This is a genomic window from Candidatus Neomarinimicrobiota bacterium, assembly GCA_034716895.1.
Taxonomy (GTDB): Bacteria; Fidelibacterota; UBA8477; order UBA8477; family JABMPR01; genus JABMPR01.
The window spans coordinates 74,425-89,620 of sequence record JAYEKW010000062.1 but is presented as its reverse complement, the minus strand read 5'-3'; the positions used below and the strand labels follow the sequence as shown (position 1 = coordinate 89,620).

Below are 15,196 nucleotides of genomic sequence, written 5' to 3'. Positions count from 1 at the left end.
GGGGGTTGGGAGGTTACTGAGTTGGGGGGGGGTTGGGTTTTATGAGTTTAGGAGTTCAATGGGTTTATGAAATCGTGGGATTTTGCAGTATTGGGCGTGCTAATGAACAAATATTCCGGCAACTAATCACACACCACGAGATTGACTAATACCAATTGTTTAGTTATTTGGGTTGATACACCATTTTGCGATGGGGGATATTTGCTTCATAGAAAACCTCACCTTCTGCCTGAAACCCTGATCTGCTATAAAAACCGATGGCCGAGACCTGTGAGTTTAAATAGATGCTAGCCTGGGGATCTATTCGAGCCAAAATAAATGATACCAGGGCTTCACCAACTCCTCGTCCTCTGGCATCGGCAAGCACAGCGAAACGCTCCAATTTGAATCCCTGTTCAGTTTTCCGCCAGCGGGCAGTTCCCACAGCCTCACCATTGATCTCGGCCAGAATGTGAGTTGAAGTATCCTCATACTTATCATACTCGATATCCGGTGAGACCTGTTGCTCCTCAACAAAAACGACTTGACGAATTCTGCGAGCTCGTGTCATCTCTGTATCCGACTGAATGATCGTTATTGATATTTGATCAGAACTGTTCATTGCTCAAGTTGGAATAATTGGATCAACATCTGCTTCAGCGCCCTGCCGTTTCTGATAAGCATGCCATGAGTTGTCTAATTTCGGGGAAATATAGAGCGCTATAAAAGTCACTAGAAAACCAGCTAAGATATCCACCACAAAATGGTAGCGCAAATAGACAGTTGCCACAACCAGAGAGATCGCTATGGGTAGCAGGGTCCAAAAAATGAGTTTGTTATAGCGCCAGGCCATGATCATGGTCAATAGAGTTATGGCATTATGTAATGATGGAAAAGCATCGCGGGCTCGGTCTGGAGATAATCTTACAATTGCCTGCATCGATTCAGACACTAGGGAAGTGCCCTTCCAGATATCAATGCTATAGAGATCAGGTATTACCAGATAAGGGGATGCTGCCGGGAAAAGCACATAGCCAAAAAAACCAATAAAATAGCTGATTATCATGGTCAACATAATGTTGCGAAACTCTGGATAACGCTGTTTCCAATAGAGCCAGAAAACCAGGATCAAGGTGATCCAATAGTAATTCATGTAGGCAAATGAAAGCCAGTCGGTAAGGCGGGGATGGTAAAATTGCTCAGCCCAGACTGTGGGTTGAACCCCGAAGATCCATTCGTCCATGGCTGCCAGAGCATAGTGAACATCATTGGGATTAATGAAATGAATGGTATCATGGAGATTGGTATAAATCGCAATAACAAATAGAAAGGGACCAAAATCACGAATCCAGCGAACCATCTTTCGGTCAGGTCGAAACCAGAGGAACCCATAGAACCAGATGACCAGAATGATGGTGATTCCTATCCGCCACAAGCCTCCTTCCAGCTTGACTGAACGTTGGGTTTCATCCAGGAAAAAATACAGGTTGGCATAGATGGTGATCAACAGAGTTGGCAGAATAAAGATCAGGCCAATGACCTCTTCAATTCGCAGGGTCTGCAAGTAAGCTTTTATTTGAGTATAGCGTCGCATCAGGCAACAAAGTAATGTGAGGAGTCTGGATATAAACCTCAATTCATCAATTGGCATAAATGGGTAGCTGCCAATAAAGCCGTGGAAGGTTGATTAAAAACATAGATTTCAATCATTTTAATGAAATAAAAAAACCCGATCGGATGATCGGGTTTTTTGTGACTCCTAGGAGAATTGAACTCCTGTTGCGAGAATGAAAATCTCGAGTCCTAACCACTAGACGAAGGAGCCAGCTCATAAAGCGCTGCGAAACTATTATAATTCATGCGAATCACAAATAAAATATCGCCGAAACATTGGGTGAGCGATGGGGCTCGAACCCACGACAACTAGAGCCACAATCTAGCACTCTACCAACTGAGCTACGCCCACCATGCAAACTTTAAAAAGCGGGTCAATATAGACGGGAGCAAATGTTACTCCAATGGCTTTTATTGTGTGAATCAGGACGGCACTTTAACCACAGAGGATACAGAGATCACAGAGTTTTTTAGCTAGATATTACGTTATCATTTGGTAGTAATAAAAGTGGATTGCCGCGCTCGTTTCACTCTCCCGCAAAGACTAATTAAGCCAGTTTTTGGTGAACTTCGGGTAATTCGCGCTTAAAGAAACTTTATCAGCCCAGTTTTTTGGGGACCAGATTGCGTTTCAACTTAGTATAAACTGGAATCCCACCAGCATACTCCGGCCATAATTCACCTTCGATCAGGGGACGACAATAAGTCCTGAAAGCCTCAGTAATATGGAACCCATCTTCACGGATATACTCTGCCGGAAGCACTTTTTCCTGATTAGCAATATTGGCTATATCCGTATGACCAACAGTCCAGGAATAAGGAGTATCAGATTCTCGAACGATGGTCACCATCTGACCATTGAGACCTTCAGCTGCCAATCTTACCGCTTCCCGACCCACAGCAATAGCCTGTTCCACATCTGTTTTAGATGCTATATGACGACCTGAGCGCTGAAAGTAATCTGGCAACGCATTATGAACTTTAATACCCAGTTTATTCTTCATCAGATTTGCAATAAAATCGCCTGCGCCACCCAATTGAGTATGACCAAACATGTCCACAGTACCGGCATCTGCAACAAACTTACCGGCCTCATTCTGCAATCCTTCAGAAACAGCGATCACGCAGTAACCAATTTGGGATCGAACCCGTTCAACTTCAGCTAGAAAGGCTTCCTCTCGAAAAGCAATCTCTGGTAGCAAAATTATGTGGGGACCCTCCTGCTCATTACGGGCAGCCATGGCGGTGGACGCTGCTATCCAGCCGGCATGTCGGCCCATGGTCTCAGCTACGAAAGCTTTTGTGCTATCATGATGCATGGATGCCACATCAAAAGAGGCTTCTCGGAGAGAAACGGCATTGTATTTCGCCACAGAACCAAAACCGGGACAATTATCTGTTACCGGTAGATCATTATCAACGGTCTTTGGGACACCGATACAGGTGACATCATAGCCCATATCATGGGAAAGCTGAGAGATCTTATAGGCCGTATCCATTGAATCATTACCACCGTTATAAAAGAAATATCGCACATCATGCGCCTTGAAGACCTCGATGATTCTCTCAAAATCAGCGCGATTTTTTTCCAGTGAGGGAAGTTTTTTGCGGCATGATCCGAAAGCTCCAGACGGAGTAAATAGTAAATTATCGATGTCTCTGGAATCTTCCTGGGCAATGTCAACCAGGTTTTCTTCCAGAATACCATTGATGCCATAAAGACCACCATAAATATTATCGATGATTCCTGATTCCCGGGCTGCTTTGATAACGCCATAAGCAGATCCATTAATGACGCTGGTTACTCCTCCGGATTGGGCATAGATTGCGTTTGCTTTAGCCATAATTTTGTATCTCCATTGTTAAATTTTCTGTTGAAAAAGCGACTCTTGCAGAGGCAGAGACGCAAAGATTCTATCAAATAGCATTCAGTTTCGTCTTCCTGAGTGAAACGAAGGATCTCTGACCGACGCAGCAATGCCCAGGTTCTGAGATTCTTCACTCCGCTGCCGCTCGTCCAGAAAGGAACACCTAACTCTATATCTACCAATTTCGAGCTTTCCGAATCGCCTTGATAGCGAACGGAGCAGCCTCTTCAGCCAGGTCCAACAACTTTAGAGCGAACTGCTGAATTTCCCATTGAGCTCCCGTGTGAATACGCAACTCAATAAAATGGATCAGGTTGTGTAGATTCACAGTGGCATACATCTCGGTGTACATATTCTGCGGAAGAACCATCCTGGCCTGTTCCCGGGCCACCCCCTGCTCCATGAGAGATTCATAAAACTCAAACGCCTCTGTGGTGTGAGAAGTAACCAAGTCATGGATATTCCGACCGTTTTTGGTCTCCACCAATAATTCATCTGTACTGGCCTGTCGATTGGTTTCGGCCTGTTGTCTGTAGGTTTTTGGAATATAAAACTCCAGATTCATGGATGTGTAGCGACGACTGATCTCATTATAGGACCAGGTGCGGTGACGATGCCATTGACGGGTCACAAACAGGGGACATTTAATATGAAAAGTGAAGGCAACATGCTCAAAGGGAGAGGTGTGTCGTTCGTCAGCCAAATACTGGATCAATACCTGATCTTTTTCATCCAATTCTTCACGTCGTTTTCCAAATGAAACCCGGGCGCCATTGACGATCTCAACATCAGACCCCATGGTGTTGATCAGACGCACAAAACTGATCCCATCTCCCAGAACATCAAATGCTTCATATTGTTTTGAATCACTGCCCATCCTGTTTCCCTTCGCGTTCATTGAATCTCTTTATAAAGGATCTGACCAGATCAGGATTACCACCAGTCATACCCGGCTCGATCACAGTTTTTCTTTGATTATATTTGATCTCCTGGCCTGTATTGGTCTTCATGCAACCACCGTTTGCCAGCAGTAAAGCGTGCCCAGCACAAACATCCCACTCGTTCTTGGGTCGGAGTGTGACAAAGAAATCCTGACGACCGGTAGCAGTAAGACCCAATTTGTAGGCTACACTTCCAATAGGGATCAACTCTTTGAACTCGCCTGACCAAGGTTCCCAGAGACCACGACGGGTTTCGGATCGACTATTTAAACAGCCTGCTTCTTTCAGCTTTTTTGCCTGACAGATCCCAGTTTGCTCCTCATTAAACCAAACGACACCAGCACGATCCGTCCGAATCAGTTCTTTACGTACCGGATTATACAGAACCCCCAATACTGGAATACCATTCTTAACCAAACCAATGGAAACCACAAAATGTGGAACGCCTTCGATAAATTCCTTGGTTCCATCAAGTGGATCTACGATCCAAACATATTCTTTTTCGAGACGTACGTCAGAATCCACCGTTTCCTCGGACAACCAGCCAAAATCAGGGGTCGCTTGCATGAGAAATCCCTTGAGGAAGGCATCGGCTTCATGATCAGCAGTGGTTACCGGATTGTGGTATCCCTTCTCTTGAATCTCATAATCATTTTTGTAGTATTTGAGGAGAATCTTGCCAGCCTGCAGAGCTGCATCAGTAGCTAAAGTGTGTAGATTTATCATGGGCGTATCATAACATTTTGCACCCCATGGTGCCAGTTCGGAATTCAGGATTTTATTTGCAGGCAAACCGGTTTCTGCTGGATGATTCGCTTTGGAACTCCGTCATAGTGGGCCGGATTAATAATAACCCCCTCTGCCACTTCGTGGCATCTCCCGAGGAGAGAACTATTCATGCAGAATCAGGAGATCCGTCTCTGACCTCTACTTAAATAGGTCGGGGATAACAATATCAGTCCGTTCCAGTTGACCCAGATGATATTGATAGACTTTACTGGCGATCCGGGCACCTACTCGTTGAGCTTTGGTGTGATCATTCCAGCCACGAGTCAGGATCACCAATACAAATGGCGGGGCATTGGCTGGAAATACCAGGGCAGCATCATGGGCGATTCGGGTGATGGATCCTGTTTTGTGGGCAATCACGGCATCCTCTGGTAATCCTGCGGGAATCATCCCATTGTATTCCTGTCGTTTTAGAATACCGATCATTTCCTGTTGGGAACTATCAGCCACCAGATCTGACCGATATACTGCTTCCATCACTTTCATCATACCATAGGCAGAGGTAACATTATTCAAACCAATCCGATAAGCTTTCAAGTCTTCCACTCCGCGCAGGACAAGTACACCACTTGCCTCAAGTGCATTCAGGGTCTTGCTTATGGAATCAGCCCCAGTATACTCCATGAGAATATTTGTGGCTAGATTACTGCTGTGAGTGATCATTTTTTCGATCAATTCATAATAGCTCAAATAGTGGTTAAGCTGTGGAAAGAGGATCTCATCTTGTGCAGATTCTATGGGCAAACTGAATAAACTGCCATCCACAATACTGGAAAAACTATTATTTACCAGAATCTTCTGGTCCAGATCAATGATTCCCTCATCACGCATTTTGAATAGCTGAAACATAACTGGTGTTTTCATCGTACTGGCAGCATGAAAAAGGGTTTGAGCATTGTAAGCCATGATCTCGCCGGTTTCCAGATTCAGATAGGCAATACCAACCTCGTGAGATTCTTCAATTGGATCAGTCCTTTGACTCCCGACACACGCAAGCATCATAAAACTCATGATCACTGCTAAAGTATGCTGAGCTCTCATCTGGAATTCCTTTATTTGTTTTCAACAGGTGCTGAGGAAAAAATGTTCTCACCAAAATAATTTTCTATCCCTTTACGCAAAACTTCACCATCCGGGTCATAGTGCGTAGCGATGCGTAAGGTGTATTCCGGGAAATATGTATATTCAACTGCCTCAATAAAACGCTGTGCCTCGATGATCTCATTGCGGTAGAGACGACCTTGATCATCATAGTAAAAACGATTGGAACTGATCGTTCCAGTAAGTACAGATGAGAAGGTTTTCCAAATCATCTCCTGCTTTTCATTGTACCGATATTCAACGGTGTGCACCAAATTCTCAGTGGAATCCAGAGCCGTTTCTGTCAGTACTTGTCCAGTTTCATTATGAGTATAACTGGAGATGACTGCCGGTTTCCCATCAGGTCCCAACTGAGCTGATTTCACCAGACGACCGCCTCGGAAAGCGTATCGTTTCTCCCAGTCTATTTCACCACTGGAGTTTCTTGAGATAACCTGGACTATTTCACCTGATGCATTTAAACGGGTGATTACCTGAGAGGCAATTTCACCTTTCAATTCTTTGCCAGCTGGAATCTGATCATACTCAATTGGCGCAAAGGTGCTGCTTTTGATCACGCGGGTCTCTGGATTATAGCTCACATTCCGGAAGATACTCCCATCCTTCTTTTTATGGATCTCCTGTAAAAGTTGACCTGCTCCATCAAAGAATAATTCCCAATCCAGAATTCCATCCGGAGTAAACCGGCGTTGGGACAGTAGTGTGTCCAAAACACCTAATTTTGATTCAACATAAAAATAGTCCAGAGCTTGAAATCGGGAGTGCTGGATGGTATCACCAGCTGGGCGAAAAGACCAGGATTCTGTCAGAACAGATAGATCATTGTAATACAGGGTCTTATTGATGCCTCCTCCCTGAAAAAACACCCAACTGCCATCAAAGGAATCCGGTGAGCTGAACTGTTCTGACAATGCCGGCAGATCAAAGGGATCATAAAAACGGGTTACAGCTGCACTAAACGTATCTGGTAAGGCAATGAGCTCTTCGCGAATTACACGGGAGGCCTCATCACGAAACCAGGTATGCTTCCATTTAGGTTCTCCTTCAAGATCATAGGTCACTTCACTGCTTACCAAACCCTTGAGATCATAATTCACCACACTTACCGGTGTGATCATTCCCCTGCCGGTATACAAAGTATCAGAAACCGGCTTGTTCTGCTGGTCCAGAATGCTCCGCTTGAATAAGGCTCCCGTTTTGGGCAAGCTGTATTCAACAACCTGATACCCCTGACTATCCCGGGTTCTTTCAACAACGAAAGGATCCTGATGACCCATTTTAAATTGTCGATCTATAGTACCCGGTTGGGCCGGATGTTTCCAGTTACGCATGGTCTGGCGATAAAACTCCAGATCTCCCAGATAAGTGAACAAAAAACGGTCGTTGGTGCTGAAGTTACACTGTTTTAAGGTGCCTTCCTCATCATAGAGCAGATCGTTTGACCAAAGCGGAATGTCAGCATGATTCAGATCAGTTATCTTGATCACCCTTTCAAAAGCATCAAAATCATAGCGATACGCTGACTGATTCGGTTCATACCGTACCTGACTCACCAAGGCTCCATTGTCCGCATAAGTATTCTGAACATCGAGTTGATCAAGCTTGGGGTTATAGGTTTCAGAATAGAGCAGTACATCATTTTCATCGAAGATCATGCGAGTGCGACGATGACCATTGCGATCAAATAGAAAGAATTCACGACTTAGCAGTTCTCCTGCACTACCGAACCAGGATCGTTGACTAAGCTGACCTTGTTGTTTGTAGTTCAGAAAACGCAAGCTCAGACTGTGACCCGGTTCTGAGTAATAATAACCAGCGATCAGCTGACCCTTTGAATAAGCCAGGGAGTCCAGCCTGATCGGCGCACCATTGCGGCCCAGATAGGTCACTGTTTCCAACAGTCCGGCTTTATTGAAATAACGTTGGAGGGCAGGTCGACCATTTTTATAATAGACCAGTTCTATCCCCGTTACCCCTTTAAGCTCCATTCTATCCGTCCAATAATTTCGTTCCTGATTGAATAATTTGCGGAGAGGCCGGAGGGTTTCATGTAAATGGATGTCCGGTAAATAGCAGGAGTTGAGCCCCACAAGGAGGGCTGTGAGAAACAACATGCGTTGAACAGATCCTGAAGCTCTCATCCTCACTTGTTCGCCTTATTTATCCAACGATAAACAGTCAGTAAGATCACGACCACTCCCCCAAAAAAATAGAGTCCACCTGGGAAGACCAGATCAAACATACCTAGTCATCCAGCAGCAGTTTAGGTTTCAGTATTCGGCTTATATTCTCAAGCTTACCATCAGTCTTGGCTGGTTTCAGATCAAGAATCTTGGCAATAAGCGGATAAATGTTCACATTTTCAACCTGAGGATGCACAAAGCCAGTTTTAAAAGCCGGACCAGCTGCATAAAAGATGGCATGCATTTCTTTATAATGGGGATCATAACCGTGGGTGCCACCTACAAAATCTGGCGGTAATTCACGCTTACGCCAGCCAATACTCCAGTTGATATCCGGAGTAGCGACTATATCCATAACTCGGGGATTACAACCGTAATGGAGATTCTCAGGGATGCTGTCTTTTTTCCAGACTTGCAGATGGTCAACCCGTTTAAGGTTTAGATAAACAGAGTCAACAAAACCCTCTTTGGCATCAAACATCCACACTGGATTTGAGCCTAATGAGGTATCCAGCCAGGTAGTCTGGAGATAGTCATCAAAATAAATGGCTTTATCACCTGAAATGCGGGCCATGCCATGATCTGAAGTCACGATAACATTGACCTGATCGGCGATGGGTAATTTTGCCAATTTTGTGAGAAAATCACCGATCAAACTGTCAAGGTACTCTACCTGATCTATCACTTCCTGACTTTCCGGACTATAGCGATGACCGACACCATCTGGCTCTGGGTAATACCAGGTAATCAGGCGGGGTCGTTCGGATTTTGGTAATTGCAGCCAGGCTATGACACTATCGACCCTGGCTTCGTATGGGAAATTGTGATCGTATCGTTTCCAGCGAGAAGGATAAACACCTTTTACCGGTGCTTCGCTACCCACCCAGAAGAAAGAGGCTGTTTTAAGTCCTTGCATTTCGGCGGTTACCCAAATTGGCTCACCACCATAAAAATCACCATTCTCTACTGCTTCACGATCTCGAATTTTATAGTACGCATCCATGTTGGGGTCATAGAATGAATTTTGGACAATTCCATGATGATCCGGGTAAAGTCCTGTGGCAATACTATAGTGATTGGGAAAGGTTTTACTGGGAAAGGAAGGTTGTAACGACTCCAATTTCACACCCCGGCGAGCAATGGATTCCAGATTGGGCATATCGGCCATCTGGGGATAATCCCAACGACACCCATCCAGGGAGAGCATCACAACGTACTGTTCTTTCGGAATTTCTTGAACGTACGGATTGCTGCTGCAAGTGATGACAATACCGGCCAAGGCCAGGATGATCAGGGTAAGAAGTGCAAATTTAATCTTTTTCATAATTCCCCTAACGAGCTTATGGTCTACCCAATTTGAGACCGGATTTCATTCTTTGTTTAAGACGATTAATCTATTGTAAAGTGGCTGCCAATTCAATACTGCAAATTTTTTCAAACCATTTTTGCAGGTGTTTCAAGCCCTTTCATTTTAGCCGTAGATATTCGCAGATTTTCGCGGATAAAACTGAGGGGAACGACAATGCCAATTTCACTTCGAAGTGCGTGTTCTATTCGTTGCTGGAAAAACCTTGTCTCCCGTAACTTGCAAAGTGTAGGGTGATCCCTTGAATTTATCGTGCACTTTGGAAATGCAATTGATATTTGGAGATCGCCACGTTCGTTACACTCTCTCGAAGACGCAAAGTGCGTGTTTTAAAGACCAATTGATAGAATACCAACTTGGGACTCAGAATAGCTTTTCACACATCAGGACCTTGATTAATGGGCGTTTGTTCTTTTCAATAATTTGTAGTCAAATGAAATATCAAGGTGTGGAATTATCTGACGGTGCCATTTTGGCAGTCCGGTAAGCGCCATAGATATCAGCGACCCAGAACAGGGTCATGAACCCGGCGTTAAGTCCTGTCCGGATTGGGTTTTCGGCCAGACTTTGGTTATAGGTATTAAAAGCGAATCCACCCACCAAAAGCAAACTGAAAAATCCGTCCATGGGATGTCCTGCGTAGGTTCTGCCCAACCCGGGAACAATGGATAGAGCAACGGCCAACCCAGGGCTTTTACCTGGTTTTTCCACTGCAGTCCAATCAACTGGATCTAATAAGCGACCATCATAATTGATCTGTGAATGGGGTTGTTGCAAATGGTAATGTCGAGCAGCAGGATTACAACGGACGATCCGATCAGTGCCAACGATCAATCCGGAAATGAGACCCTTCTGTTGAAGCGCTTCAACCATAAAATTGGAACAGGAACTTTCAAATTGACAGTTCAGAGCAGGCTGAGAGTAACTGAAATGCTGCCACCATTGAATGGGTTTGAGGATAATCTGCATTCCAAGACCAAGTGAATCACCTGCGTATAAAGAATCCAGGGGAGTTAGCTCCTGCCCGGAGACGGTGAGAGAGATTAGTATCAGCAACGTTGGGAGTGTCCGCATTACAAACCCTGGGAAAAGATCAGGGTTGGTTTTCCATCGTCTGGGTTTGCCAGATCATTTTCAGGAAATCCGAAGTCCAAATAGATGACAAGCAACCAATTGGCTCCTTGCTGGTGGCGCTGAGTGATTGAAACTTGTTTCATGTGTCCTTTCCTGACGGTTGGTATTATTAATTGTTCCCTGGCATGTTCTGTTGGCGTACATTGCTTGTGAATTGCTTAATTTTCCCAATAATTTGATATCGGTAACTAAAAATTCCAAAATTATTATGTAATGCTAATTAGGATTCACAAATAATACTTCTTATCGACAACTACGACTCTTTTACTTATAACCTGTATCAACAGATAGCCCGATTGGGTGGTGAAAGTGAGATCATCAAGAATAATGAGCTTGACCTGGAGCAAATTCAAGCCCTTAAACCGGATAAAATTGTCATTAGTCCTGGCCCCAGAACACCACTGGACTCTGGTGTTTGTATCCCTGTGATTCAATCTTTCCATCGATCAACACCCATTTTGGGAATCTGCCTGGGTCATCAGTGTCTGGCGCTTGCATTTGGTCAGCACATCACATCTGCCAAAAAACTGATCTTTGGAAAAACCACAGCTGTCACTCAAACCGGCTCCAGATTATTGAAGGGGCTTCCCGAAACATTTCAAGCTGCCCGGTATCACTCATTGGCCATCGATGGTGTTCCAGAAGGGTTCACCATTACTTCCACGGATGAGTCAGGCGATATCATGTCCATGGAGCATCAATCTCTGCCCCTTTTTGGTCTTCAATTTCACCCGGAATCCTTCCTGATGGATCCTATCGGCGATCAGATAATCAGCAATTTCCTGGTACTTTAGAATGACCGACATTACAGGCTATCTGACCCATGATCAACTTGCCGACCTGTGGTCACGCCTACCTCAGGACACACAGGCAATATTTAGAACCGATGGTAATGACAGGAGTACCTGGCGGCAGCTAATGGCTTTCAATCCATCCCAAACATTCATCCTTGAAAAAATAACACAACTGCCTGACTTCCGATCATTTCTGCATGAGCATCGGGATAAATTGTGTGCCGGTTATCTGAGCTATGATCTGGGACTCAACCTGCATCAACTTCCTTCAAGACACTCAAGACAAATGCCCCTGGCCATTTTTCATGTCTTCGAGAACTGGTTGGAAATTGAGCCAGAAACTGTAAATATCATTGGTTCAAACAGCATTTTTAAAGAAACACTTATACAATTACTTAATAAAGATCCAGATCCACTGAGTGAATATCTTCCCCTGCACTTTGAGTCCTCGGTCAGGCAGAACGAATACGCTCAGAATATTGGACTCATCCACAATTATATACGAGCCGGGGATTTCTATCAGATCAATTACACCCAACGGCTCCATGCTGAGACCGAGACTGCCTCTAGAGCTTTGTACTCGAAAATGATCAGACATCACCCCGCCGCACATGCCTGTTATTTTCAACAGGACAATTTGGCGATCCATTCACTCTCACCTGAATTGTTTTTACACTATGCTGATGGAATTCTGACAACTGAGCCAATCAAGGGCACCCGTCCCCGAGGCAAGGATGAGACCGAGGACAATATCCTTAGACTTGAATTGCTGAATAGTGAAAAGGAACAGGCAGAACTATTCATGATTACTGATCTATTGCGCAATGACCTGGGGAAAGTCTGCGAGATAAACAGCATCAAGCTTGAGGCGATAAAGAAACTGAGAAAACTACCCAGGGTATGGCACACTTATTCACGAATTTCCGGCAAACTAAACGCGGGACTCCAGCCGATCGAGGCTTTATTGTCCATGTTTCCCGGTGGCTCAATTACCGGGTGTCCCAAACGGCGTGCCTTAGAAGTGATCGATGAGCTGGAGAATTCTCCACGAGAGATCTACACTGGTTCCATGGGGTATTTTCACCCGGATGGTGATTTCAGCTTTAATATTGCGATCCGCACGTTGGTCCAGCAAGGATCCAGGCTAAGCCTGGGAAGTGGAGGCGGTATTACTATTGATTCTGACTGGCAAGGTGAGTGGGAGGAATTGTTGGTGAAGGCCTCAACTTTTGAGTGATATCTTACTCTGTCAGGACAAGCCGGGGTGTTTCGTGGATATCAAACAAAGCATTGAATAGGCCAGTCAGAATAAATCCCATCAAACTTGATTTATGCTCAAGCACTTTACCCATTTCTTAGGTGAAGTAAAAATGTTTTAACTTTATGATGCACTTTTGAAATCCAATTTAGTATTATACGTTTGATCTGAAAAACAAACCCTTAGGGAGAGACTCATGCCATTTATTAAATATCTGATCAGCACCTTGCTTTTAACAAGTCTGGGATATGCCCAGATGTGGCAACAGAATGATAATATCTTTAACCCCAGTGGCATTCCGTCCCTGCCATTCTCACAACCGCGTTTTGCTGATTTGGATGGTGATGGTGATCAGGACCTGATCCTGGGGAGTATCAGTGCTGCACCCCGCTATTTTGAAAATACTGGATCAGCAAGCAGCCCTCATTTTCAACCTGGTGCAGACCTGTTTGCTGAGGTTGAGGAGCTGGACTGTGAGGTGGGTGTGTGTATCGATCTGGATGCAGATGGTGACCTGGATTTTATTTCTGGTGGGTTTACCGGGCTCCAACTCTATGACAATATCGGTGATGCAGTAAATGGAGATTTTGTTCGAATTGATGATTTTTTCGTCGATCTCAGTGTGGGCACCAACCCCGTCCCCCATTTTGCTGATTTGGACAATGATGGAGACAATGACCTGGTGGTTGGCTACAGTGAAAGCGGCAATGTGCGCTATTACCAAAACTTGGGAACGTCAGAGAGTGCCATTTTCCTGGAGAGTGAGTCTGAAACCTGGTTCGATGTTGGCTTGTACGCTTATCCCTGGTTCTCTGACCTGGATTCTGACGGAGATACTGATCTGCTTGTTGGTCGGGATGGCTATGGTTTTTATTATTATCGTAACGATGGTGATGAATCGAATTGGAACTGGAGTGATGCCAGCACGCAGTTTTCCAGTGTGGGTCAAACCACTTATTGGAACTCTCCCTGCCTGGTCGATCTCACCGGAGATGGCAAGCCTGATCTGGTGCATGGATCTGCTTCAGGTCCACTGCAATACTACGAAAATAGCGGTACCAATAGCTCAGCCAGTTGGACAGCCGTCACCTCGCTATTTGGCGGGGTCCTGGATGTGGGTGGTGCCAGTAATCCCGTATTCATTGATTTTGATGGGGACGGAGACCTGGACCTGGTCAGTGGTAGTCAGATGGGTGACCTAAAATACTTTGAAAATACTGGTAATATGTACGGACCAGCCTGGAGCGCCGATCACAGTATCTTTAGCAGTATTGATCATTCCATTTATTCAGCTGTTGCTGCCGGTGATCTGGATGATGATGGTCTGATCGATCTGGTTGTGGGTGATCTCAGTGGTAACCTTTACTATCATCATAATACTGAGAACGGGTTTAGCTACCAGTCCGGGATGTTCTCCGGGATCAATGCTGGTGGATGGTCCAGTCCCCGGTTATATGATTTTGATCTTGACCATGATCTGGATCTGTTCATTGGCCGGGAAGATGGCGGCATATCCTATTTTGAAAACACTGGTACGGCCGCTGATGCCCAATGGACTGAAAACCTCGGTCTGTTCAGCGGTTTCGATGTGGGCAGTAATGCGATCCTGACTTTGGGTGATGTAAATCTGGATCGTAATTTAGATATGATCACAGGTGATCTGTTTCATGAAATTCAATTCTTTAGTTATGAAAGCGGTAGTTGGGTAGAGTATCCAGATGAGGTTGCCGGGTTAACTGCCAGTCAAAATGCCACACCAGCTCTGGTGGATCTGAACGGTGATGGGGATCTGGACCTGGCTATTGGAAACTACGACGGCACCTTTAATTATTATGAAAATCTAGCGATCGTGAGTATTGATGAGTCTCCTGTTCAACCACAGCAGGTCAAACTATATCCAGCTTTCCCAAATCCATTTAACCCGACCACTACGATCAAGTATGATCTACTGGAAAGCGCTGATGTATCAATCATTATCTATGATGTCCAGGGTCACGTGGTAAAGAATCTTCTGAAAGCTGATAGATCTGCTGGTCAGCACACCGTGAGGTGGAACGGCTTGAACAACGCCAATCTCCAGGTCAGTACTGGTGTGTACTTTGCCAGATTCACAGCTGGCAGGTTAAGTGATGTGATTAAGATGGTATATTTACAGTAAATCCAACCCGT

The 15,196-nt window shown here is 45.0% G+C and carries 13 protein-coding genes and 2 tRNA genes; 3 read left to right on the top strand and 12 right to left on the bottom strand.

The genetic code is table 11. The features are described 5' to 3' along the window. Positions 1-163: 163 nt before the first annotated feature. The 12 genes from U9Q77_04445 to U9Q77_04390 all read right to left on the bottom strand — a co-directional run bounded on the left by U9Q77_04445 (position 164) and on the right by U9Q77_04390 (position 11,058). Positions 164-550 carry a GNAT family N-acetyltransferase gene (locus U9Q77_04445; GenBank protein ID MEA3286605.1) on the bottom strand — a complete coding sequence of 129 codons (387 nt, stop codon included), beginning with the start codon at positions 548-550 and terminating at the stop codon, positions 164-166. Positions 551-604: 54 nt separating this feature from the next. After that, positions 605-1,573 carry a phosphatase PAP2 family protein gene (locus U9Q77_04440; protein ID MEA3286604.1) on the bottom strand — a complete coding sequence of 323 codons (969 nt, stop codon included), beginning with the start codon at positions 1,571-1,573 and terminating at the stop codon, positions 605-607. Positions 1,574-1,732: 159 nt separating this feature from the next. After that, positions 1,733-1,804, bottom strand: a tRNA-Glu gene (locus U9Q77_04435). Between the two features lie 68 nt (positions 1,805-1,872). After that, positions 1,873-1,945: transfer RNA gene (locus tag U9Q77_04430), tRNA-His, on the bottom strand. Positions 1,946-2,192: 247 nt separating this feature from the next. Continuing rightward, positions 2,193-3,437, bottom strand: a complete 1,245-nt coding sequence (locus tag U9Q77_04425) for a 6-phosphofructokinase (protein MEA3286603.1) — start codon at positions 3,435-3,437, stop codon at positions 2,193-2,195. A 199-nt stretch (positions 3,438-3,636) separates the two neighbouring features. Next, a complete protein-coding gene (gene thyX / locus U9Q77_04420) occupies positions 3,637-4,338 on the bottom strand; it encodes an FAD-dependent thymidylate synthase (GenBank protein MEA3286602.1) in 702 nt (233 codons plus the stop codon). Beyond that, entirely contained in the window at positions 4,328-5,194 is an 867-nt protein-coding gene (locus tag U9Q77_04415) for a 3'(2'),5'-bisphosphate nucleotidase CysQ (GenBank protein ID MEA3286601.1), read from the bottom strand. The genes thyX and U9Q77_04415 overlap by 11 nt, the downstream gene beginning before the upstream one ends. A 135-nt stretch (positions 5,195-5,329) precedes the next feature. After that, on the bottom strand, positions 5,330-6,232 hold the full coding sequence (locus tag U9Q77_04410; protein MEA3286600.1) for a serine hydrolase: 903 nt from the start codon (positions 6,230-6,232) through the stop codon (positions 5,330-5,332). Positions 6,233-6,243: 11 nt separating this feature from the next. Then, positions 6,244-8,433 carry a hypothetical protein gene (locus tag U9Q77_04405; GenBank protein MEA3286599.1) on the bottom strand — a complete coding sequence of 730 codons (2,190 nt, stop codon included), beginning with the start codon at positions 8,431-8,433 and terminating at the stop codon, positions 6,244-6,246. A gap of 103 nt (positions 8,434-8,536) precedes the next feature. Beyond that, a complete protein-coding gene (locus tag U9Q77_04400) occupies positions 8,537-9,799 on the bottom strand; it encodes an ectonucleotide pyrophosphatase/phosphodiesterase (GenBank protein ID MEA3286598.1) in 1,263 nt (420 codons plus the stop codon). A gap of 483 nt (positions 9,800-10,282) precedes the next feature. After that, positions 10,283-10,915 carry a membrane protein insertion efficiency factor YidD gene (gene yidD, locus U9Q77_04395; protein ID MEA3286597.1) on the bottom strand — a complete coding sequence of 211 codons (633 nt, stop codon included), beginning with the start codon at positions 10,913-10,915 and terminating at the stop codon, positions 10,283-10,285. Beyond that, on the bottom strand, positions 10,915-11,058 hold the full coding sequence (locus tag U9Q77_04390; GenBank protein MEA3286596.1) for a hypothetical protein: 144 nt from the start codon (positions 11,056-11,058) through the stop codon (positions 10,915-10,917). The genes yidD and U9Q77_04390 overlap by 1 nt, the downstream gene beginning before the upstream one ends. A 150-nt stretch (positions 11,059-11,208) precedes the next feature. Between U9Q77_04390 and U9Q77_04385 the strand changes: the two genes are divergently transcribed. The 3 genes from U9Q77_04385 (at position 11,209) to U9Q77_04375 (ending at position 15,185) form a co-directional block, all read left to right on the top strand. Further along, positions 11,209-11,769 carry an aminodeoxychorismate/anthranilate synthase component II gene (locus tag U9Q77_04385; GenBank protein MEA3286595.1) on the top strand — a complete coding sequence of 187 codons (561 nt, stop codon included), beginning with the start codon at positions 11,209-11,211 and terminating at the stop codon, positions 11,767-11,769. A gap of 1 nt (position 11,770) precedes the next feature. Next, entirely contained in the window at positions 11,771-13,006 is a 1,236-nt protein-coding gene (locus tag U9Q77_04380) for an anthranilate synthase component I family protein (GenBank protein MEA3286594.1), read from the top strand. 217 nt (positions 13,007-13,223) lie between these two features. Then, positions 13,224-15,185, top strand: coding sequence for an FG-GAP-like repeat-containing protein (locus tag U9Q77_04375; GenBank protein ID MEA3286593.1), 1,962 nt, complete (start codon positions 13,224-13,226; stop codon positions 15,183-15,185). Positions 15,186-15,196: the final 11 nt, after the last annotated feature.